Here is a 20,588-nt window from a genome sequence, read left to right as displayed (position 1 = left end):
AGGAGCTTTTGACGTGAGCATCGAGAAGCCCGAGATCGACTTCCCGGGCGGCGAGCCCCCGGCGGACCTCGAGATCAAGGACATCTGGGAGGGCGACGGGCCGGTCGCGCAGGCCGGCCAGAACGTCAGCGTCCACTACGTGGGTGTCGCTTTCAGCACGGGCGAGGAGTTCGACGCCAGCTGGAACCGTGGCACCCCGTTCCGCTTCCCCCTGGGCGGCGGCCGTGTGATCAAGGGCTGGGACCTGGGTGTGCAGGGCATGAAGGTGGGTGGCCGTCGTCAGCTGACGATTCCGGCTCACCTCGCCTACGGCAACCAGAGCCCCACGCCGGCGATCAAGCCCGGCGAGACCCTGATCTTCGTGGTGGACCTGCTCGGGGTCTGATCCCCGTCCGGTGCCTGCCCGGTCCACGGGCCGGGTCCGACCGGATCCGATCACCTGGGGCCCATGCCTGTTCGGGCGTGGGCCCTCGGCTTTTGTCCGCGCGCCGCGGAGCGGTACGGTCATCGGTCGTAAGCACCATAGGGAAGGCGAAGGGCGTCGATGGCCATTGCCAAGGCCGAGCGGCTGATGAACCTCGCGCTGTGCCTGCTGGGGACGCGCCGGCCGCTCAGCAAGCGCGAGCTGCGTGATTCCATCGAGGCTTACGTCGAGGCCGTCAGGCCGGAGAAGGGCGCAGCGGGGTCGGACGACTCCTTCAACCGTATGTTCGAGCGGGACAAGGACGACCTGCGCGAGCTGGGCCTGGTCATCGAGACCGTCGAGAACCTCGACGGCGAGGTCGGCTACCTGGCCCGCCGCGACAGCAACCGCCTGCCGCCCATCACCCTGGACGCCGAGGAGGCCGCCGCCCTCGGCCTGGCCGCGAAGGTCTGGCAGCAGGCCCGGCTCGCCGGCGCGGCCAGCGGCGCCCTGCAGAAGCTGCGCGCCGCGGGGCTGCCCGAGGGCGTCGACCCCTACGGGGCGCACGGCGCGCTGGAGCCGCGCATCCCGGTGCACGAGGCAGCCTTCGAGCCGCTGATGCTGGCCTGCCGCGACCGCCGACCGGTCGTCTTCGACTACCGCAAGGCCTCCGCCGTCCACCCCGAGCCCCGGCACGTCGAGCCGTGGGCGCTGGAGTGCTGGCGCGGGCACTGGTACCTGGCCGGCTTCGACCGCGACCGGGGTGCCGAGCGTGTCTTCCGGCTGTCGAGGATCACCGGCCGGGTCCGCTCGCGCGGTACGGGCTTCACCGCGCCGGTGCCCGACGTCGTCACCGTGCGTGAGACCGTCGCGAGCTGGGCGGGTGAGATCGCGGACGGCACGGCGCTGATCCGGCTGCGCACCGGCTCCGGCTACCCCCTTCGGGCGAAGGCCACCGCGGTCCGGGAACTCGGGGACGGCTGGGACGAGTTGGAGATTCCGTACGGGCACGGCCTGGACGCCTGGCTGGTGGAGTTCGGGCCGGACGTGGTGGTCCTGGAGCCGGCCGAGCTGCGCGCGGACGTGGTGGACCGGCTGCGTGCCGTGGCCAAGGGTTGAGAGGCGGAGCAGGACTGTGGCAGGCAAACCGGTCAGGCCCGTGAACGCCATCGACCAGACCCGGCGGATGCTCTCCCTGGTGACGTATCTGCGCGAGCGCCCGGGCGCTCGGATCGCGGACGTCGCCCGCGCGTTCGGCATCACCGAGGACGAGCTGGTCGCCGATCTCGATCTGCTGCCCATGTGCGGCACCAGTTTCCGCGGCGGCGACCTGCTGGACATCGACACCGACGGCGAGCGCATCTGGTGGCACAATCCGGCCGCGCTCGGCGAGGAGGCCGCCGAGCCGCTGCGGCTGGCCGCCGACGAGGCAACCGCGCTGCTGGTGGCCGCCCGTGCGGTCTCCACGCTGCCCGGCCTCAGGGAGAGCGACCGGCAGGCCCTGCTGCGGGCCACCGCCAAGGTGGAGACCGCCGCCGGTGAGGCCGCGGGAGCCAGCTCGCGGCTGTCGGTCACCTTTGAGTCCGAGGGCGGGGTCTTCGCCGACGTCGACCGGGCGATCTCCGAGCGCCGCCGCCTGTGGATCCGCTACTACTCCCCGGCCCGGGACGAGGTCACCGAGCGCGAGATCGACCCCATCCGCCTGGTCAGCGTCGGCCACACCTATGTCGAGGCCTGGTGCCGCCGCTCCGAGGCCCGGCGCACCTTCCGGCTCGACCGGGTCGCCGAGATCAGGATCCTGGACGAACCGTCCGCGCCGCCCGAGATAGAGCTGCGCGACCTCTCCGAGGCCCTGGTGCAGCCGGCCGCCGAGGACCCGGAGGTCGTCGTCGAGGTCGGCCCCGGCGGTCGCTGGGTCGCCGAGTACTACCCGCACGACAGCGCCGATGAGCTTGCCGACGGCGGGCTGCGTATCACTCTGCGCACCCCCGATCCGGCCTCCCTGCGCCGGCTGGCGCTGCGGCTCGGCCGCGACGGCCGGATCGTCTCCCCGCCCGAGCTGGCCGACAGCGCCCGCCGGGCGGCCCGCGAGGCACTGACGGCGTACGACGCGCCGGCGACGGGGGAGCGCGGCGCGCACGCCGGGCCGGACGACGGGCACGGCGGGTACGACAGGCCGGAGTGAGCCGCCGGGGCGCGCCGGTGCCGCGACGGCGGGCCCGGGCGGGCCGGGAGGACCGGCTCCGTCGCGTCCTCGCCTCCGGCGCCGGCCTGCCCCCGCAGGCGTACGACCACGACAGGAGGAGCGAGGGTGTTGGACGAGTCTCCGGTGTCCGGTGCGAGCGAGATGACGGTGGCGGCCGCCTTCGCCGGGATGAAGAGAGTGGTCCCCGTGATGTTCAAGGCGGGCTGCCCGGACTGCCGGGGCCGCTTCGAACTCGCCGCGAGCGCGCTGCGCCTCGCCATCGGCGCCACCAGCCGTACGACGTTCTACTCCTTCACCTGCCCCGAGTGCGGTGCCTCGGTGCGCAAGCCCGCGGGGGAGCGCATCGTCGAGCTGCTCACCGGCGGCGGGGTCAGGACCCTGCGGCTGCACTCCACGGTGTAGTCGGCTGCGTGCGCCGCGCGGGGACGGTCTAGGCTCGACGTCATGTTCTGGCCGATGTTCGCGGTAGCCATGGGTTTCCTGGGTCTCGCCGTCCTGGGGGTGCTCGCCGTCCGGGTCTTCCTGGAGGCGCGGCGCCTCGGCGAGCAGGTCGCGGACTCCGCGCGCCGTATCAACCGCGCGGCCGAGGACCTGGAGCGGGCGGCCGTCAGCACGGCCCGCGCCGTGGACGCCCTGTGAGGGCCGCCGAGCGGTTGCTGTGAGTCCCGGGGCACACGCGCTTTGCGTCACTTCGCCCTGTCATGCTGCCCGCCCGGAAAGGTACGCTGCTGGTCGCGGCGCGGAGAACGAGGCCCGTACCGCGGAATTGGGAGTACGCACGGGGATTGCCTGACGTTTACCCCCGAGCGTTACGATCGCTGCCAGCACGACCATCGGACACATGTCCGACTGGTCGGACAGCACCCCATACAGCCGCCTCGGTGAGAAGGTAAAGACTTATGTTCGGAAGGCTCGGAGCCCCCGAGATCATTCTCATCCTCGTCGTCATCGTCCTGCTGTTCGGCGCGAAGAAGCTTCCGGACATGGCCCGCTCGCTCGGCAAGTCCGCGCGCATCCTGAAGAGCGAGGCCAAGGCGATGAAGGAAGAGGGCAACACCTCCGCCCAGGCCCCCGGCTCCGGCGAGCAGCCCCCGGCCCAGCGCACCATCCAGGCGGCCCCCGGTGACGTGACCAGCTCGCGGCCGGTCAACGAGCCGACGGACACCCCCCAGCGCTGACGCAGGGCCGGTTACGCCCGGCCCGCCGCACGAGATGAGGACGTGGGTTGCTCAAGCCTGCCCGCAAGAAGGAGAAGGATCCCGAGGGACGGATGCCCCTTGCGGATCACCTTCGTGAGCTCCGCAACCGGCTCGCGAAGGCGCTGCTGGCCATCGTCGTCGTGACGATCGTCGCCGCCTTCTTCTACAACGACATCATCAACTTCCTGACCAAGCCGATCCTCGACTCGGTCGGTTGCGCGGAGACCTTCGAACAGCTGGCGAAGTCCTCCAACAAGCACCAGTGCGCGGAGATCACCATCAACGGCCTTCTCGCGCCGTTCACACTGGCGCTCCAGGTGTCGCTGATGGCGGGCGTCGTCGCCGCCTCTCCGATCTGGCTCTACCAGCTGTGGGCGTTCGTCGCGCCGGGTCTGCACAGGCACGAGAAGAAGTACGCCTACGCCTTCGTCTTCACCGGCGCCCCGCTGTTCTTCGCCGGTGCCTTCTTCGCGTACAAGGTGCTGCCGACCACCGCGAAGGTGCTGATCGACTTCACCCCGAACGGCAACATCAAGAACCTGCTGCCGCTCGACGACCTGCTCCAGCTGGTCACCCGCATGGTGATCGTCTTCGGCCTCTCCTTCGAGCTGCCGCTGCTGCTGATCATGCTCAATCTCACCGGCATCCTCACCGGCCGGCGCATGCTCGGCTGGTGGCGCGGCATGATCCTCGGCATCACGGTCTTCGCGGCCGTCGCCACGCCGAGCACCGACCCGCTCTCCATGCTGGCGCTCGCCGGCCCGATCTGGGTGCTGTACTTCGGCGCGGTCCTCTTCTCGCTGCTCAACGACAAGCGCAAGCGCCGCCGCGAGGCCGAGGGCCCCGCCGACGACGAGGCCTCCGAGCTGGACCTCACGCCGGACGACATCGGCGAGATCGAACCCGTCTCGGCCGGCCGGGCGGTGCCCGGGCAGGCGAGCACGGACCGGGTCAACGGCTACGACGACGTGACCTGACCCACCCCGCACCGAGCTGCTGCGTCGATGCCCCCGTACCCGGGCGAGTCACGGGACGGGGGCATCCGTCGTACCGCCGGACGCGGTACGGGCACACGATCGGGATAATGATCGTCCTGTTGTCAGTGGGGCCCGGTACGCTCGAAAGCACGATGACAGAGGATCTCTCACCGGCCGAGCGGTACGCGGCAGCCCGCAGGCGGGCAGCCGAGCAGGCCACCGCGCTCGCGTCCTTCCGCGAGATGTACGACTTCGGCCTCGACCCCTTCCAGATCGAGGCCTGCCAGGCGCTCGAGGAGGGGAAGGGCGTGCTGGTGGCCGCCCCCACCGGCTCGGGCAAGACGATCGTGGGCGAGTTCGCCGTCCACCTCGCGCTCCGGCAGGGCAAGAAGTGCTTCTACACGACACCCATCAAGGCGCTGTCGAACCAGAAGTACGCCGACCTGTGCCGCCGTTACGGCACCGAGAAGGTCGGCCTGCTCACCGGCGACAACAGCGTCAACTCCGACGCACCCGTGGTCGTGATGACCACCGAGGTGCTGCGGAACATGCTCTACGCCGGTTCCCAGACCCTCCTCGGCCTCGGCTACGTGGTCATGGACGAGGTGCACTACCTCTCCGACCGCTTCCGCGGCGCCGTCTGGGAAGAAGTGATCATCCACCTGCCCGAGTCGGTGACCCTGGTCTCGCTGTCGGCGACCGTGTCCAACGCCGAGGAGTTCGGTGACTGGCTGGACACCGTCCGCGGCGACACCGAGGTGATCGTCTCCGAGCACCGGCCCGTGCCCCTGTTCCAGCACGTGCTCGCCGGGCGGAGGATGTACGACCTGTTCGAGGAGGGCGAGGGCCACAAGAAGGCCGTCAACCCCGACCTCGCGCGCCTCGCCCGCATGGAGGCCACCCGGCCGTCGTACCAGGACCGCAGGCGCGGCCGGTCGATGCGCGAGGCCGACCGCGAGCGGGAGCGCAGACAGCGTTCGCGCGTGTGGACGCCCGGCCGGCCCGAGGTCATCGAGCGCCTCGACTCCGAGGGCCTGCTGCCCGCCATCACCTTCATCTTCAGCCGCGCCGCCTGCGAGGCCGCCGTCCAGCAGTGCCTGTACGCGGGCCTGAGGCTCAACGACGAGGAGGCCCGGGAACAGGTCCGCGACCTGGTCGAGGAGCGCACCGCCTCCATCCCGCAGGAGGACCTGCACGTCCTCGGCTACTACGAGTGGCTGGAGGGCCTGGAGCGCGGTATCGCCGCGCACCACGCGGGCATGCTGCCGACCTTCAAGGAGGTCGTCGAGGAACTGTTCGTGCGCGGCCTGGTCAAGGCCGTGTTCGCCACCGAGACCCTCGCCCTCGGCATCAACATGCCCGCCCGCTCGGTGGTGCTGGAGAAGCTCGTCAAGTGGAACGGCGAGCAGCACGCCGACATCACCCCCGGCGAGTACACGCAGCTCACCGGTCGCGCCGGCCGCCGCGGCATCGACGTCGAGGGCCACGCGGTCGTGCTCTGGCAGCGCGGCATGAGCCCCGAGCACCTGGCGGGCCTGGCGGGCACGCGCACCTATCCGCTGCGCTCCAGCTTCAAGCCGTCGTACAACATGGCGGTCAACCTGGTCGAGCAGTTCGGCCGGCACCGCTCCCGCGAACTGCTGGAGACCTCCTTCGCGCAGTTCCAGGCCGACAAGTCGGTCGTGGGCATCTCCCGGCAGGTGCAGCGCAACGAGGAGGGACTGGAGGGCTACAAGGCCTCCATGACCTGCCACCTCGGCGACTTCGAGGAGTACGCCCGGCTGCGCCGCGAACTGAAGGACCGCGAGACGGAACTGGCCCGGCAGGGCGCCCACCAGCGGCGTGCCGAGGCCGCCGTCGCCCTGGAGAAGCTGAAGCCGGGCGACGTCATCCACGTGCCCACGGGCAAGTACGCGGGCCTCGCCCTGGTTCTGGACCCGGGTCTGCCCGCCGGCCGCTCCAACGGCCACCGCGGCTTCGACGCCCACGACGGGCCGCGCCCGCTGGTGCTGACCGCCGAGCGGCAGGTGAAGCGGCTGGCGTCCATGGACTTCCCGGTGCCGGTCGAGCCGCTGGACCGGATGCGGATCCCGAAGAGCTTCAACCCGCGTTCCCCGCAGTCGCGTCGGGACCTGGCCTCGGCGCTGCGCACCAAGGCCGGGCACATCCCGCCGGAGCGGGCCCGCAAGAAGCGCTCGCAGGCCGCCGACGACCGGGAGATCGCCCGGCTGCGCACGGAGCTGCGCGCACACCCCTGTCACGGGTGCGACGACCGCGAGGACCACGCCCGGTGGGCCGAGCGGTACCACCGGCTGCTGCGCGACACCTCGCAGCTGGAGCGCCGCATCGAGGGCCGTACGAACACCATCGCGCGCACCTTCGACCGGATCGTCGCCCTGCTGACCGAGCTGGACTACCTGCGGGCCGACGAGGTCACCGAGCACGGCAAGCGGCTCGCCCGGCTGTACGGTGAACTCGACCTGCTGGCCAGCGAATGCCTGCGCGAGCGGGTCTGGGAGGACCTCGCCCCGGCCGAACTCGCCGCCTGCGTCTCGGCGCTGGTGTACGAGGCCCGGGTCGGCGACGACGCGATGGCGCCCAAGCTGCCGTCGGGCAAGGCGAAGGCCGCCCTCGGTGAGATGGTGCGGATCTGGGGCAGGCTCGACGCCCTGGAGGAGGACTTCCGGATCAACCAGACCGAAGGCGTCGGACAGCGCGAGCCCGACCTCGGATTCGCCTGGGCCGCGTACATGTGGGCCTCCGGGAAGGGCCTCGACGAAGTGCTGCGCGAGGCCGAGATGCCCGCGGGCGACTTCGTCCGCTGGTGCAAGCAGGTCATCGACGTGCTGGGGCAGATCTCGGCGGCGGCGCCCGCCGAGGGCTCGACCGTGGCCAAGGCGGCGCGCAAGGCCGTCGACCAGTTGCTGCGGGGCGTGGTCGCCTACTCGTCGGTGGGCTGAGAGCCCCCCTGGGGGTGACGCTTCCGCCCTTCCCCCCGGCGATCCAGGTCGCCGGGGCGGGAGGGCTCTTTTCACTCGCCACGATGAGGCGCTTTCGCATGCCCGTACGCCGTCACCGAACGTATTCGAACGGCGCCTCACCGTGTAAATGCACTGAGGCTACTCCTGTCCCACGGGCGATTTCAGGCGCTTGCTGAATATGACACGGCGATGATCCGGTCGGACTAAGCTCGCCCGCGGCGCACCGAGTTGAGATGAATTCGTGCGCCTGTTCCCAATCCTGCCGTCATTCCCGACAGTTCCATGAACTTTCCCCTCACAAGCTCTCCCCACACCCAGCCGATTCGTCTCAGAAGGCATCCATGGTGAGTGTTCAGAAGCCTCCCGGTCGCCGCGAACGTCCGTACGCGCGCGTGCTCCTGCCGCCGGCCACAGTGATGGCCGCCGCGACCGGCACCGCCGTCGCCCTGGTACCGGCGTCGGCCCGGGTCGCCGTCGGTGTGCTCGGGGCGGTGGCCGTGCTGCTGGTCCTGGTCACGGCCGCGGAGGCCGCCCGCCGCGGCCGCCTGCTCCGCGAGGAGCGGGCCGAACGCGCCCGGCACACCGCGTATCTGGAACACCGGCTCGCCGCCCACGACCAGCTGATCACCCGTTACGTCGACGACATCCTGCCCACCGGCTTCTTCCGGCTGCGCGCCGGCGAGCACATGCGGGACGTGCTGCGCAACGTCTACGACGTCGACCCCGAACTGCGCGGCCTGCCCGAGCAGTACCGCGAGATGTTCCGCGTCGCGCTGAAGGGCGCCGACCACGAGATCTCGATGCGCGACGCCACCGAGCGCTCGTACGTGAGCGTCGCCCGCCGCGTCCAGGCCATCGTGCACCAGCAGGCCAAGGAACTGAGGGAGATGGAGGAGGACCACGGCCGCAACCCCGAGGTCTTCGACGACCTGCTGCGCATCGACCACGGCACCTCGCTGATCGGCCGCCTCGCCGACACCATCGCCGTCCTCGGCGGCGGGCGGCCGGGCCGCCAGTGGCCGCTGCCGGTCTCCCTCTACAGCACACTGCGCGGTGCCATGTCGCGCATCCTTGAGTACCGGCGCATCGAGCTGAGCTCCATCGTCAACATCAACATCAAGGGCACCGCGGTCGAGCCGATCATCCACGCCGCCGCCGAACTCCTCGACAACGCCACCCGCTACTCGCCGCCCACGGCCAAGGTGTACGTCACCGCCACCGAGGTGCAGGCGGGCGTCGCCATCGAGATCGAGGACGCCGGCGTCAGCCTCAGCGAGGAGTCCCGGGCCCGTATCGAGGGCGCCATCGAGGCCGCCAAGGCGGGCGACGACGCGGACAACCTCGGCGAGAACCCGCGCCTCGGCCTCGCCGTCGTCGGCCGGCTCTGCAAGCAGTTCGACATGGAGGTCTCGCTGCGCGCCTCCGCCTACGGCGGCGTCCGCGCCATCCTCGTCGTGCCGCGCGTGATGACGACCACCGAGCCCGGCGTCGGCGCCGCGCACGGGATCGGCGCCACCGGCATCCCGATGCGTGAACTGGGCGCCGTCGACGGCCCCAAGCGCCCGCCCAAGAAGCGCCGCCCCACCAGCCCCAAGATCCCCGCCGGGATCTCCATGGAGGACGACGTCCCCGAGGTCACCGAGTGGACCGCGGGCGGCCTGCCGCAGCGCCGCAGCCGGGTGAAGACCCCGCTGAGCCAGCGGTACGCCGAACAGGCCGCCATCGAGCGGGCCGAGCGTGAGGGCAGGCCGACCATCTGGTCACAGTCCAAGCCGGCACCCGAGCCCGAGATCGACCCCGAGCGCAAGAAGCTCATGGACCGGCCGATCGGCCAGGGGATCGAGGACTTCTGGAACGGCTTGCGCAAGGGCATGCCCGAGGGCGCCACCGGGCCCGAACTGACCGACTTCACGAGGCACCCGGAAATGTACGTGCACCTGCTCAACGATTCGGACACCACCACCGAGGCCGCCACCGGGGCCGACGACGAGGGAGACCTCAAGTGATCCAGCAGCGAGGCAACATCGACTGGATGCTCAAGCAGTTGAACGACGGCGTGCCGGGCATCGAGATGATCGTGGTCCTCTCCGCGGACGGACTGCGCATCGCCCGCTACGGCGGCGATCCCGACGCCGCCGACCGGGTGGCCGCCGCCTGCGCGGGCGTGCAGAGCCTGGCCGGCGCCATCATCAAGGAGCTGCCCGGCGCCGGTGACATGCAGGTCGTCGTCTTCGAGATCGACGGCGGCTACTTCTACCTCATGAACGCCGGCGACAACGCCTATCTCGCCGTACTCGCCGACGTCACCTGCGAGCCCGGCCGGATGAGCGGCATGATGCGCGACCTCGTCGTCCGGATCGGCGCCCATCTCACCAGTCCGCCCCGGCGGAACGGGCAGACCGTATGACCCCTCCACGACGCAAACGGCGCCTGCCGAAACCGCCCCGGCCTCCTCAGCCGCCCGCCCCGCCCACACCATCGGCGGACGGCCAGGCCCCGCCCCGCAACCCGGAACGGCTGTACACCATCGCCGGCTCCGCCGACGGGAAACGGGCCGAACTGGACCTGGTCACCCTGATCGTGTCCCGTGCCGCACCGGCGCGGCACGCCCCGCCGGAACACGCGGCCGTCCTCCGGCTCTGCGACGCTCCCCTGTCCGTGGCCGAACTGTCGGCCTACCTCAATCTGCCGTTCAGCGCGGTGACCGTCCTGATCACCGAGCTGATCACGGCCGAACTGGTGCAGGCGCGCGCCCCGATCGTCCGCCAGGCGCTCCCCGACCGTTCACTCCTCGAAGCGGTGATGCATGGACTTCAACGGCTCTGACACCCTCCCCGGCCCACGCACCGAGGACCATCTGCCGCACACGGCGCAGGCCGCGGTGAAGATCGTGATCGTGGGCGGCTTCGGTGTCGGCAAGACCACCATGGTCGGCTCCGTCAGCGACATCAGGCCGCTGACCACCGAGGAGACCATGACCCAGGCGGGCATCGGTGTCGACGACAACTACGGCTCCGACTCCAAGACGGCCACCACCGTGGCCATGGACTTCGGCCGCATCAGCATCACCGACAAGCTGGTGCTCTACCTGTTCGGCACCCCCGGCCAGGAACGCTTCTGGTTCCTGTGGAACGGCCTGTTCGAAGGCGCCCTCGGCGCGGTGGTCCTCGTCGACACCCGGCGCCTGGAGGTCAGCTTCGACGTCATGGGCCGGCTGGAGGAACGCGGCGTGCCCTTCGTCGTCGCCGTCAACTCCTTCCCGGACGCGCCCCGTTACCCCGTCGAGGAACTGCGCACCGCGCTGGACCTCGCCCCGGAGATCCCGATCATCGACTGCGACGTCCGTCGCCGTGCCTCCAGCAAGGACGTGCTGATGACCCTGACGCGCTTCCTGCACTCCCTCGCCCTCTCCGGCGCCCTCATGTGAACCCCGCAGCCGACCGACCTCCACACCTTCCGTCCCGGAGCGACACCGTGACCTCTGAACCCCAATCCCTGACCGGCACAGACCCCGCCCCCACCCCGCCGCCGGGCTGCCCGGCGCACCGCCTCGGCCCCGGGGGACTGCACCGGCTCTACGGCCCCGACGCGGAGGACCTCGGCGACCTCTACGAACGACTGCGCGAGGCGCACGGCCCCGTGGCCCCCGTCCTGCTGCACGACGACGTACCGATGTGGGTGGTGCTCGGACACGCCGAGAACCTGCAACTGGTGCGCACCCCCTCGCAGTACACCCGCGACAGCCGGATCTGGACCCCGCTTCTCGAGGGCATGGTCAAGCCCGACCACCCGCTCATGCCGCACATCGCCTGGCAGCCCATCTGCTCCCACGCCGAGGGCGACGAGCACGAGCGGCTGCGCGCGGCGGTCACCGCGGCCATGGCCACCATCGACCACCGCAGCATGCGCCGGCACATCGGCCGGCACACCCAGGGCCTGGTCAACCGCTTCTGCGAGCGCGGCCGGGCCGACCTGGTCTCGCAGTTCTCCGAGCACCTGCCGATGGCCGTGATGTGCGAGATCCTCGGCATGCCCGAGGAGTACAACGACCGGATGGTGCAGGCCGCGCGAGACGCGCTGAAGGGCACCGAGACCGCCATCCAGAGCCATGCCTACGTCATGGACGCGCTGAGCCGGCTCACCACCCGGCGCCGCGCCCGGCCCGAGGACGACGTCACCAGCCACCTCATCACCCACTCGGCCGGACTCACCGACGACGAGGTCCGCGAACACCTGCGCCTCGTCCTGTTCGCGGCCTACGAGGCCACCGCGAACGCGCTCGCCAACGCGCTGCGCATGGTCCTCACCGAGCCGGGCTTCCGGGCCCAGCTCAACGGCGGCCAGATGACCGTGCCCGAGGCGATCGAGCAGTCCCTGTGGGACGAGCCGCCGTTCAGCACCGTCCTCGGCTACTTCGCCAAGCAGGACACCGAGCTGGGCGGTCAGCGCATCCGCAAGGGCGACGGGCTGCTCTTCGCTCCCGCACCCGGCAACGTCGACCCGCGGGTGCGGCCCGACCTGTCCGCCGGCATGCAGGGCAACCGCTCCCACCTCGCCTTCGGCGGCGGCCCGCACGAGTGCCCCGGCCAGGACATCGGCCGCGCCATCGCCGACGTCGGCGTCGACGCGCTGCTGATGCGGCTGTCCGACATCCAGCTGGACTGTGCCGAGGAGGACCTGCGCTGGCGGTCGTCCATCGCCTCCCGGCACCTGGTGTCCCTGCCCGTGCGCTTCGAACCGAAGCCGCAGCAGGACGTCAACCTGCCACCCCGGCCGCTGCCCGTCCCGCCGCCGCGCACCGACTGGCAGGTCGGCACCCTCAGCAGCGACCCGGCCCCGGCCCCGGCGCCCACACCTCGGCAGGCGGCTCCCCGCCCCGCCGTGCCCGATCCCGTGCCGGCGCTCCCGGCTCCGGAGCCGGTCCGTCACAGGAACGTCTGGCGCCGCCTGCTCAGCTGGTGGCGCGGGGAGTGACCGGAAGGGGCCGGTCCGCACCGGCCCAGGCCTCGTAGGACGACCAGGCCAGGAGCTCGCGTCCACTGACGAACGCGTGCTCCCCGCCGGTGACCGGGTCGGTGAACTCCAGCCTCCGCGCGAGCAGTTGCAGCGGCCGCCGGAAGTCACCGGCCGGCACCGGGCCGGTCACCTCGGGGTACAGCGGATCGCCGAGGATGGGCACGCCGAGCGCGCTCAGATGCACCCGCAGCTGATGGGTCTGCCCGGTCGCCGGTACGAGCCGGTAGCGACCCCGCCCGTCCCGGTGCTCGGCGAGCTCCACGTACGTCTCGGCATTGGGCTCGCCCCCGACCTCCCGGGCGGCCTGCACCCCGCGCTCCTTGACGATCCTGCTGCGCACGGTGCGGGGCAGGGCCAGCGCGGGATCGTACGGTGCGACCGCCTCGTACTCCTTGCGCACCAGCCGGTCCCGGAACAGCGTCTGGTAGGCGCCGCGTTCCTCCGGACGCACGGTGAACAGCACCAGTCCCGCCGTCAGCCGGTCCAGGCGGTGCGCCGCCGTCAGCGTGGGGATGCCCAGCTCGTGGCGGAGCCGGGCCAGCACGGTCTGGACGACATGCGTGCCGCGCGGGGTCGTGGCCAGGAAGTGCGGCTTGTCGGCCACGACGATGTGCGCGTCCCGGTACACCACCTCCACCGGGAACGGCACCGGGACCTCGGCGGGCAGCTCGCGGTGGAACCACACGAACATCCCCGGCTCGAACGGCGCGTCCCCCGCCACGGCCCGCCCGTCGGCCCCCACGACCGCCCCCGCGTCGAACATCCCCTCCACCACCCCGGCCCCGGCCCCGCTCAGCCGCTCCACCAGGTACTCCCGCACCGTCCGCCAGCCCCCGGCGACCGGCAGCCGCACCCGCACGGGGTCGACCCCCTCGCGCTGGGGGAGCGGGGCGGGAGGGGGCGGGGTGCGGCGTCTCACCACGCCAAGGGTACGGGGAGGGGGGCAGAATGCGGATCATGCCCTTTCTCACCGACCCGGTCCTGCTCCCGGGAGCCCTCGCCCGCACCCCGCAACCCACCCTGCCCACCGGCGACGGCCTGCTGCTGCGCCCCTGGCGGGCCGAGGACGCGCCCGCCGTCCACGCCGCCTTCCAGGACCCGCTGATGCACCAGTGGCACCTCAGGTCCACCGACTCCGTGGAGGAGGTCGCCGGCTGGATCGAGGGCTGGCGGGGGGAGTGGCAGGGCGAGCAGCAGGCCCAGTGGGCCGTCGTGGACGCGGACACGGACGCGCTGCTGGGCCGGGTCGCGCTGCGCCAGATCCTGCTCACGGACGGCACCGCGGAGATCGCGTACTGGACGGTGGCGCAGGCACGCGGCCGGGGTGTCGCGGTGCGCAGCGCGACGGCCCTGAGCCGCTGGGCGTTCGAGGAGATCGGCTTCCACCGGCTGGAGTTGCTGCACGCCCTCGCCAACGAGGCGTCCTGCCGGGTGGCCGTCAAGGCCGGCTTCGTCCATGAGGGGACCAAGCGCAGCGCCTGCCTCCACCCGGACGGCTGGCACGACATGCATCTCCACGCGCGCGTGCGCGGCGACTGAACCCCGACGCCCCGGCGGCGCCCCGCCGCCGCCCCTGTGAAGATGGGGCGCATGCCACCCTATGAGCTTGCGGACCGACTCGTCGTCGGTGTCGCCTCCAGCGCCCTGTTCGATCTGCGGGAGTCGGACGCGGTCTTCCGGGAGCAGGGCGAACAGGCCTACCGGGCCTACCAGGAGGAGAAGCGCGACGACACGCTCCAGCCGGGCGTCGCCTTCTCCTTCATCCGGCGGCTGCTGTCGCTGAACGACCTCGGCGAGCCGGGGGACCCGCTCGTCGAAGTGATCATCCTGTCCCGCAACGACCCCGACACGGGTCTGCGCGTCATGCGGTCGATCCAGACCCACGAACTGCCCATCAGCCGGGCGGTGTTCATGCAGGGCCGGTCCCCGTACAAGTTCATGCCCGCCCTGAACATGTCCCTGTTCCTGTCGGCGAACGGGAACGACGTACGGGAGGCCGTCGCCGCCGGACTGCCCGCGGGACACGTGCTCGGGTCGGCGTACCCGGACGACCCCGCCGACCGGGAGCTGCGGATCGCGTTCGATTTCGACGGGGTGCTCGCCGGCGACGCCGCCGAGCAGGTGTACCAGTCCGGCGGCCTGGAGGAGTTCCGGGCGCACGAGGCCCGCAACGCGGCCACCCCGCACGACCCCGGGCCGCTGCGGGACTTCCTCGCCGGGGTGAACCGGATCCAGCGCCGCGAGGAGGAACGGCGCACGCGCGACCCCGGCTACGGGCTGCGGGTGAGCGTGTCCATCGTGACCGCGCGCAACGCGCCGGCGCACGAACGGGCCGTGCGCAGCCTCAAGCAGTGGGGTGTGCGGGTCAACGACGCGTTCTTCCTCGGCGGCATAGACAAGGGCGCGGTCATGAAGGTGCTCGACCCGCACATCTTCTTCGACGACCAGGTGACGCACCTGCAGAGCACGTCCCGGACCACGCCCAGCGTGCACATCCCGTTCGGCAAGATCAACGAGACGGCGCCCTGACGGCGGACCGCCCTCAGGCGGCCGCCGCGCCGCCCTCCTGCTCGGCCTCCACCCGGGCGTTCCACTCCCGCTTGGAGGCCTGCCAGCCGTCCTCGTCGTGCCCGAGGCGCCAGTAGCCGGAGATCGACAGGTCCTCGCGCGGGATCTGCCGCTCGACGCGCAGCAGCCGGCGCAGCTCCTTCACGAAGCCCGCCTCGCCGTGCACGAACGCGTGCAGCCGGCCCGCCGGGAAGTCCAGCCCCCGCACCGCCTCCAGCAGGGCCTCGCCGACCGGCCGGTCCCCGCGGTGCAGCCAGCGGACGTCCACCTCGCTGTCGATCTTCTGCTCCTCCGCGGGGCCGGAGACCTCCACGAAGGCGTGCGCACGGGCGTCGGCGGGCAGCGTCTCCAGGGCGCGGGCAATGGCGGGCAGCGCGCTCTCGTCCCCGACGAGCAGGTGCCAGTCGGCGTCCGGGGCGGGCGCGTAGGCACCGCCGGGACCCATGAAGCGCACGGTCTCACCGGGCCGGACGCGCGTCGCCCAGGGACCGGCCAGGCCCTCGTCGCCGTGGATCACGAAGTCCAGGGTCAGCTCACGGTGTTCCGGGTCCCAGGCGCGCACGGTGTACGTCCGGGTCACCGGCCACTGCTCCCGCGGGAACTCCGCGCGGATCCGCTCCAGGTCGAAGGGTTCCGGGTAGCTCACGCCCTCGGGTCCGAACAGCAGCTTCACATAGTGGTCGGTGCAGGTGTCCGCCGCGAAGTCGGCCAGCCCCTCGCCACCGAGCACCACGCGCTGCATGTGCGGGGTGAGCCGCTCGGTGCGCACCACGTGGGCGGTACGGGGCTTGCGCGGCTTTCGTCCCGGACGCTCTGCCATCACGGCCTCCTGCAGTATTGGTTAGGTTTACCTAAGCTAGCACCTCTCCCAGAGTGAACACCTCTTCCCCGAGGGCTCGATGAGAGCCCTTTGCCGGAGCTTTCCGGTCGTGGTCACCGGGCGAGCGTGCCCAGCAGCCGCTGCAGGGAGCCGCCGAGCCCCCAGCGCCGGGCAAGTTCCTCCAGGGCCGCCGGGTCGCGCGGGGAGTGCGGCAGGGCGGTGTCGACCTGCGGCAGCGGCACGTCGTCGGCCACCCGGACCACCTTCGGCGCGACCGCGACGTACGGGCGGGCCTCGGTGAGCCGCTTGCGCTGCGACGGCGTGAGCTTCGCCTTCGGGTCGTCCACCGCGGCCATGATCCCGGCCAGGTCGCCGAACTCGGCGAGCAGCTTGGCGGCCGTCTTCTCGCCGATGCCGGCCACGCCCGGCAGTCCGTCGCTCGGGTCGCCGCGCAGCAGCGCCAAGTCCGCGTACCCGCGCCCGTCGACCCCATACTTCTCACGCAGCACCGCCTCGTCGGTCAGCTGCAGCGTGCCCACGCCCTTCAGCGGGTAGAGCACGCGCACCTCGCGCTCGTCGTCCACCAGCTGATAGAGGTCGCGGTCGCCCGTGACGATGTCCACCGGGCCGTCCGCGCGCGCGGTGAACGTGCCGATCACGTCGTCCGCCTCGTACCGTGCGACGCCGACGCGGGCGATGCCGATCGCGTCCAGCACGGCCTCGATCACCGGCACCTGCGGCGCGAGGGTGTCCGGCACCTCCTCCTCGTCCGGTCCGCCCTCGTGCTCCTCGGCGACCCGGTGCGCCTTGTAGGTGGGGATCAGGTCCACCCGCCACTGCGGCCGCCAGTCGGCGTCCATGCAGGCCACCAGCCGCTCCGGCCGGTGGTCCTTCACCAGCCGGTCGATGAAGTCCAGCAGCCCGCGCACGGCGTTCACGGGTGTGCCGTCGGGTGCCTTCACGGAGTCGGGGACGCCGAAGTAGGCGCGGAAATACAGCGAGGCGGTGTCGAGGAGCATGAGTCGTCCGGTCACGCTCGCATCATGCCGTACGGCCGAGTCGCCGCCGTCCCTGTGAGCTGGGTCACTTAAAAGTTTGACCATGTCGATCGTGGGGAGGGGCGGCCTCTGTCATGTCCCCGAAGACGAGAGGTACGCGTGGCAGCGAGGCTTGAGGCGGAGCACCTGTTCAAGGTGTTCGGCAGACGACCGGACGAGACAGTGGAGCGCCTGAGGCGGGGCGCCGACCGCGAGGAGCTGCGTGCCGACGGCACCACCGCCGCCGTCATCGACGCCTCCTTCCGGGTGGAGGCCGGCGAGATCTTCGTCGTCATGGGCCTGTCCGGCTCCGGCAAGTCCACGCTGCTGCGCATGCTGAACGGACTGCTGGAGCCGACCGCGGGCAGCGTGCGCTTCGACGGCCAGGACCTGACCGCCCTCAGCGACCGTGAGCTGCGTGAGCTGCGCTCCAGGAAGATCAGCATGGTCTTCCAGCACTTCGCGCTCTTCCCGCACCGCAGCGTCCGCGACAACGCCGCCTACGGCCTGGCCGTGCAGGGCGTTCCCCGCGCCGAGCGCGAGCGCCGCGCCGACGAGGCGCTCGCCCTGTGCGGCCTGGCCGGCTGGGAGAAGTCCTGGCCCGACGAGCTGTCCGGCGGCATGCAGCAGCGCGTCGGCCTCGCCCGCGCCCTCGCCACCGACGCGGACCTGCTGCTGATGGACGAGTCCTTCAGCGCCCTGGACCCGCTGATCCGCCGCGACATGCAGGACCAGCTCCTGGAGCTGCAGAAGACCCTGAAGAAGACCATCGTCTTCATCACCCACGACCTCAACGAGGCCATGCGCCTCGGCGACCGCGTCGCCGTCATGCGCGACGGCCGCATCGTGCAGACCGGCACCGCCGAGGACATCCTGCTGCGTCCCGCGAACGACTACGTCGCCTCCTTCATCCAGGACGTCGACCGCTCCCGCGTCCTGACGGCGGGCGCCCTCATGGACACCTCCGTCACCGGCGACGCCCCCCTGTGCGGCTGCGAGACCGCGACCCCCGAGACGCCGTTCACGCAACTGTGCGCGATCAGCGCCCGGCTCTCCCACCGCGTCTGCGTGGTCGACGAGGCGAACCGGGTCGTCGGCGTCGTCCCGAGGCAGCGCCTGGTCGGTTTCCTCGGCGAGGAGACGGCCGGTCCCGCGCCCTGTGACAACCCGGACGGGAAGGCGAAGGTGATCAGCCGTGCCTAGGATCCCCCTCGGCGACTGGGTCGACTCCGGCGTCAACTGGCTGGTCGGCCACCTCTCCTGGCTCTTCGACGCCGTCAAGGCCGTCATGGAGGGCATGTACGACGGCATCGACGCCGTGCTCGGCGCACCCCAGCCCCTGCTGATGGCCGGCATCCTCGCCGTCGTCGCCTGGTGGCTGCGCGGCCTGCTCGCCGGTGTCCTCGCCTTCGCCGGGTTCGCGCTGGTCGACTCCCTCGAACTGTGGGACCGGGCGATGTCCACGCTGGCCCTGGTCCTCGTGGCCACCGTGATCGCCCTGGCCGTCTCGCTCCCGCTGGGCATCTGGGCGGCCCGTTCCAAGGCCGTCAGCGCCGCCGTACGGCCCGCCCTGGACCTGCTGCAGACCATGCCGTCGATGGTCCTGCTGATCCCGGCCATGCTGTTCTTCGGCCTCGGCACCGCCGCCGGTGTCGTCGCCACCCTGATCTTCGCGCTCGCCCCCGGCGTCCGCATGACCGAGCTGGGCATCCGCCAGGTCGACGCCGAACTGGTCGAGGCCGCCGAGGCGTTCGGCACCACCCCGCGCGACATCCTCTGGCGCGTGCAGCTGCCGCTCGCCCTGCCGACCGTCATGGCCGGCGTCAACCAGGTGATCATGCTGGGCCTGTCCATGGTCGTCATCGCCGGCATGGTCGGCACCGGCGGCCTCGGCGGCGCCGTCAACGAGGCCATCGGCCAGCTCGACATCGGCTACGGCTTCGAGGCGGGCGTCGGCATCGTCGTCCTCGCCATCTACCTGGACCGCGTCACCGGCGCGCTCGGCACCCAGCTCTCCCCGCTGGGCCGCAGGGCCGCCGCCAAGGCCCCCACGCGTGTGTGGTCGTACCGTCCGCGTCCCGCGGTCGCGGGCGTCGGCGTGGTCGTCCTCGCCCTGATCGCGGGCGGGACGGGCGTCCTCGGCTCCTCCAGCGGCACCTCCGTGGCCTCCGGCACGGACGTCGGCAAGGGCAAGGAGATCCGGATCGGCTACATCCCGTGGGACGAGGGCGTCGCCTCCACCTTCCTGTGGAAGGAGATCCTGGAGGAACGCGGCTTCAAGGTCACCACCACCCAGTACGCCGCCGGACCCCTCTACACCGGCCTCGCCACCGGCCAGCTCGACTTCGAGACCGACTCCTGGCTGCCCACCACCCACGCCGAGTACTGGAAGAAGTACGGCAAGCAGCTCGACGACCTCGGCTCCTGGTTCGGCCCGACCTCCCTGGAACTGACCGTCCCCTCCTATGTGAAGGACGTGAACTCCCTGGCGGACCTGAAGGACCACGCCTCCGAGTTCGGCGGCAGGATCGTCGGCATCGAGCCCAGCGCGGGGGAGATGGGCCTGCTCAAGAGCGAGGTCCTCCAGCGGTACGGCCTGCAGGGCACGTACGACGTGGTCGACGGCTCCACCCCGGCCATGCTCGCCGAGCTCGAGCGTGCCTACGCCAAGAGGCAGCCGGTCGTCGTCACCCTGTGGTCCCCGCACTGGGCCTACAGCGACTACGACCTGAAGAAGCTCGAGGACCCGCAGAACGCCTGGGGCAAGGGCGACGGCGTGCACACCCTCGCCCGCAAGGGCTTCACCGCCGCCAACCCCGAGGTCGGCCGCTGGCTGAAGGGCTTCTCGATGACCGAGCGGCAGCTCACCGGCCTGGAGTCGCGGATCCAGCGGGCCGGCAAGGGCAAGGAGCAGGACGCCGTCCGCGCCTGGCTGCGCGACCACCCGGGCCTGGTCGACACGTGGGCCCCGGTCGACCGCAAGGGCGGCAGGAGCCAGGCGGCCGGGTGACCTGACCGGCCCGGACCGCCACCCGAGGGGCGGGCGCGCGGGACGTCGTACGGCGTCCGGTGCTGCCCGCCCCTCGTGGTCCGCGGCCTACGACAAGGATCCGGCCAACCACAGGGCGTGACGATCCGTGGCCCGAGGAGAGGCACCTGGCGCAGCTGGTCGGCATGTTCGTCCCCCGGGGGGACGGTGCCGAGGGCCGCCCCGGGCTGCCCCTGCGCTGGCGCGAACTGTGAGGGTGGGAGTCCATGCGCATGTCAGGGATGTGGCAGCCGCGTGAAACGGTTTGCCGAACATGCGTAGGGTGCAGAGAAGTCATCGGAAGAGGTGTGCGCCACAGCGGGCACTCGTACAGCGGCACGACGAGCGAGGGA

20 protein-coding genes are annotated in these 20,588 nt (G+C 71.5%); 17 read left to right on the top strand and 3 right to left on the bottom strand.

The window, feature by feature from the left end; translation table 11 throughout:
* The first annotated feature begins 13 nt into the window (after positions 1–13).
* From ACIHEJ_RS21890 to ACIHEJ_RS21830, 13 genes are all read left to right on the top strand, one after another.
* Complete coding sequence (locus ACIHEJ_RS21890) at positions 14–385, top strand: FKBP-type peptidyl-prolyl cis-trans isomerase (protein ID WP_400138124.1); 372 nt, start codon at positions 14–16, stop codon at positions 383–385.
* 159 nt (positions 386–544) lie between these two features.
* Positions 545–1,522, top strand: a complete 978-nt coding sequence (locus ACIHEJ_RS21885; protein WP_400138123.1) for a helix-turn-helix transcriptional regulator — start codon at positions 545–547, stop codon at positions 1,520–1,522.
* Positions 1,523–1,538: 16 nt separating this feature from the next.
* On the top strand, positions 1,539–2,588 hold the full coding sequence (locus tag ACIHEJ_RS21880) for a helix-turn-helix transcriptional regulator (RefSeq protein ID WP_400138122.1): 1,050 nt from the start codon (positions 1,539–1,541) through the stop codon (positions 2,586–2,588).
* Between the two features lie 162 nt (positions 2,589–2,750).
* Entirely contained in the window at positions 2,751–3,011 is a 261-nt protein-coding gene (locus tag ACIHEJ_RS21875) for a hypothetical protein (RefSeq protein ID WP_400138306.1), read from the top strand.
* A gap of 42 nt (positions 3,012–3,053) precedes the next feature.
* Positions 3,054–3,248 (top strand): hypothetical protein, encoded by a 195-nt coding sequence (locus ACIHEJ_RS21870; RefSeq protein WP_358647951.1) that lies wholly within the window; start codon positions 3,054–3,056, stop codon positions 3,246–3,248.
* Positions 3,249–3,508: 260 nt separating this feature from the next.
* Entirely contained in the window at positions 3,509–3,787 is a 279-nt protein-coding gene (gene tatA / locus ACIHEJ_RS21865; RefSeq protein ID WP_400138120.1) for a Sec-independent protein translocase subunit TatA, read from the top strand.
* A 47-nt stretch (positions 3,788–3,834) separates the two neighbouring features.
* On the top strand, positions 3,835–4,785 hold the full coding sequence (gene tatC / locus ACIHEJ_RS21860) for a twin-arginine translocase subunit TatC (protein ID WP_400138119.1): 951 nt from the start codon (positions 3,835–3,837) through the stop codon (positions 4,783–4,785).
* 107 nt (positions 4,786–4,892) lie between these two features.
* Positions 4,893–7,745, top strand: a complete 2,853-nt coding sequence (locus ACIHEJ_RS21855) for a DEAD/DEAH box helicase (RefSeq protein ID WP_400138117.1) — start codon at positions 4,893–4,895, stop codon at positions 7,743–7,745.
* 362 nt (positions 7,746–8,107) lie between these two features.
* Complete coding sequence (locus tag ACIHEJ_RS21850) at positions 8,108–9,772, top strand: ATP-binding protein (RefSeq protein WP_400138116.1); 1,665 nt, start codon at positions 8,108–8,110, stop codon at positions 9,770–9,772.
* Complete coding sequence (locus ACIHEJ_RS21845) at positions 9,769–10,173, top strand: roadblock/LC7 domain-containing protein (RefSeq protein ID WP_351242683.1); 405 nt, start codon at positions 9,769–9,771, stop codon at positions 10,171–10,173. Before ACIHEJ_RS21850 ends, ACIHEJ_RS21845 begins: the two co-directional genes overlap by 4 nt.
* On the top strand, positions 10,170–10,592 hold the full coding sequence (locus ACIHEJ_RS21840; protein WP_400138114.1) for a DUF742 domain-containing protein: 423 nt from the start codon (positions 10,170–10,172) through the stop codon (positions 10,590–10,592). Before ACIHEJ_RS21845 ends, ACIHEJ_RS21840 begins: the two co-directional genes overlap by 4 nt.
* Positions 10,573–11,193, top strand: coding sequence for a GTP-binding protein (locus tag ACIHEJ_RS21835; RefSeq protein ID WP_400138112.1), 621 nt, complete (start codon positions 10,573–10,575; stop codon positions 11,191–11,193). Before ACIHEJ_RS21840 ends, ACIHEJ_RS21835 begins: the two co-directional genes overlap by 20 nt.
* 47 nt (positions 11,194–11,240) lie before the next feature.
* Positions 11,241–12,740, top strand: coding sequence for a cytochrome P450 (locus ACIHEJ_RS21830; protein ID WP_400138110.1), 1,500 nt, complete (start codon positions 11,241–11,243; stop codon positions 12,738–12,740).
* Here the strand turns inward: ACIHEJ_RS21830 and ACIHEJ_RS21825 are convergent.
* Positions 12,718–13,701, bottom strand: coding sequence for a pseudouridine synthase (locus ACIHEJ_RS21825; RefSeq protein WP_400138108.1), 984 nt, complete (start codon positions 13,699–13,701; stop codon positions 12,718–12,720). The two genes, ACIHEJ_RS21830 and ACIHEJ_RS21825, sit on opposite strands and share 23 nt — an antisense overlap.
* Positions 13,702–13,739: 38 nt before the next feature.
* Here ACIHEJ_RS21825 and ACIHEJ_RS21820 point away from each other — a divergent pair, with 38 nt between their 5' ends.
* Both ACIHEJ_RS21820 and ACIHEJ_RS21815 read left to right on the top strand, forming a co-directional pair.
* Entirely contained in the window at positions 13,740–14,321 is a 582-nt protein-coding gene (locus tag ACIHEJ_RS21820; RefSeq protein WP_400138107.1) for a GNAT family N-acetyltransferase, read from the top strand.
* A 51-nt stretch (positions 14,322–14,372) separates the two neighbouring features.
* Positions 14,373–15,311 (top strand): 5'-nucleotidase, encoded by a 939-nt coding sequence (locus tag ACIHEJ_RS21815; protein WP_400138106.1) that lies wholly within the window; start codon positions 14,373–14,375, stop codon positions 15,309–15,311.
* A gap of 13 nt (positions 15,312–15,324) precedes the next feature.
* Here the strand turns inward: ACIHEJ_RS21815 and ACIHEJ_RS21810 are convergent, their stop codons facing one another.
* Positions 15,325–16,170 (bottom strand): siderophore-interacting protein, encoded by an 846-nt coding sequence (locus ACIHEJ_RS21810; protein WP_400138104.1) that lies wholly within the window; start codon positions 16,168–16,170, stop codon positions 15,325–15,327.
* Positions 16,171–16,283: 113 nt separating this feature from the next.
* Positions 16,284–17,204: a 5'-3' exonuclease H3TH domain-containing protein gene (locus ACIHEJ_RS21805; protein WP_400138102.1), complete on the bottom strand. Its 921-nt coding sequence runs from the start codon at positions 17,202–17,204 to the stop codon at positions 16,284–16,286.
* A 123-nt stretch (positions 17,205–17,327) separates the two neighbouring features.
* On the opposite strand from ACIHEJ_RS21805, the gene ACIHEJ_RS21800 reads away from it, so the two are divergent.
* Together ACIHEJ_RS21800 and ACIHEJ_RS21795 are read left to right on the top strand one after the other, a co-directional pair.
* On the top strand, positions 17,328–18,410 hold the full coding sequence (locus tag ACIHEJ_RS21800) for a glycine betaine/L-proline ABC transporter ATP-binding protein (RefSeq protein ID WP_400138100.1): 1,083 nt from the start codon (positions 17,328–17,330) through the stop codon (positions 18,408–18,410).
* On the top strand, positions 18,403–20,217 hold the full coding sequence (locus tag ACIHEJ_RS21795; protein WP_400138098.1) for an ABC transporter permease/substrate binding protein: 1,815 nt from the start codon (positions 18,403–18,405) through the stop codon (positions 20,215–20,217). The genes ACIHEJ_RS21800 and ACIHEJ_RS21795 overlap by 8 nt, the downstream gene beginning before the upstream one ends.
* Positions 20,218–20,588 lie beyond the last annotated feature (371 nt).

Origin of the sequence: Streptomyces sp. NPDC052301 (assembly GCF_044593395.1) — a bacterium.
Lineage (GTDB): Bacteria > Actinomycetota > Actinomycetes > Streptomycetales > Streptomycetaceae > Streptomyces.
This window is presented reverse-complemented; position numbering and strand designations above follow the sequence as displayed.

Coding starts and splice junctions, on each gene's coding strand:
- ACIHEJ_RS21840 (WP_400138114.1), top strand. CDS start 10,170: ATGACCCCTCCACGACGCAAACGGCGCCTGCCGAAACCGCCCCGGCCT.
- ACIHEJ_RS21855 (WP_400138117.1), top strand. CDS start 4,893: ATGATCGTCCTGTTGTCAGTGGGGCCCGGTACGCTCGAAAGCACGATG.
- ACIHEJ_RS21870 (WP_358647951.1), top strand. CDS start 3,054: ATGTTCTGGCCGATGTTCGCGGTAGCCATGGGTTTCCTGGGTCTCGCC.
- ACIHEJ_RS21820 (WP_400138107.1), top strand. CDS start 13,740: ATGCCCTTTCTCACCGACCCGGTCCTGCTCCCGGGAGCCCTCGCCCGC.
- tatA (WP_400138120.1), top strand. CDS start 3,509: ATGTTCGGAAGGCTCGGAGCCCCCGAGATCATTCTCATCCTCGTCGTC.
- ACIHEJ_RS21850 (WP_400138116.1), top strand. CDS start 8,108: ATGGTGAGTGTTCAGAAGCCTCCCGGTCGCCGCGAACGTCCGTACGCG.
- ACIHEJ_RS21815 (WP_400138106.1), top strand. CDS start 14,373: ATGCCACCCTATGAGCTTGCGGACCGACTCGTCGTCGGTGTCGCCTCC.
- ACIHEJ_RS21810 (WP_400138104.1), bottom strand. CDS start 16,170: ATGGCAGAGCGTCCGGGACGAAAGCCGCGCAAGCCCCGTACCGCCCAC.
- ACIHEJ_RS21835 (WP_400138112.1), top strand. CDS start 10,573: ATGGACTTCAACGGCTCTGACACCCTCCCCGGCCCACGCACCGAGGAC.
- ACIHEJ_RS21875 (WP_400138306.1), top strand. CDS start 2,751: ATGACGGTGGCGGCCGCCTTCGCCGGGATGAAGAGAGTGGTCCCCGTG.
- ACIHEJ_RS21885 (WP_400138123.1), top strand. CDS start 545: ATGGCCATTGCCAAGGCCGAGCGGCTGATGAACCTCGCGCTGTGCCTG.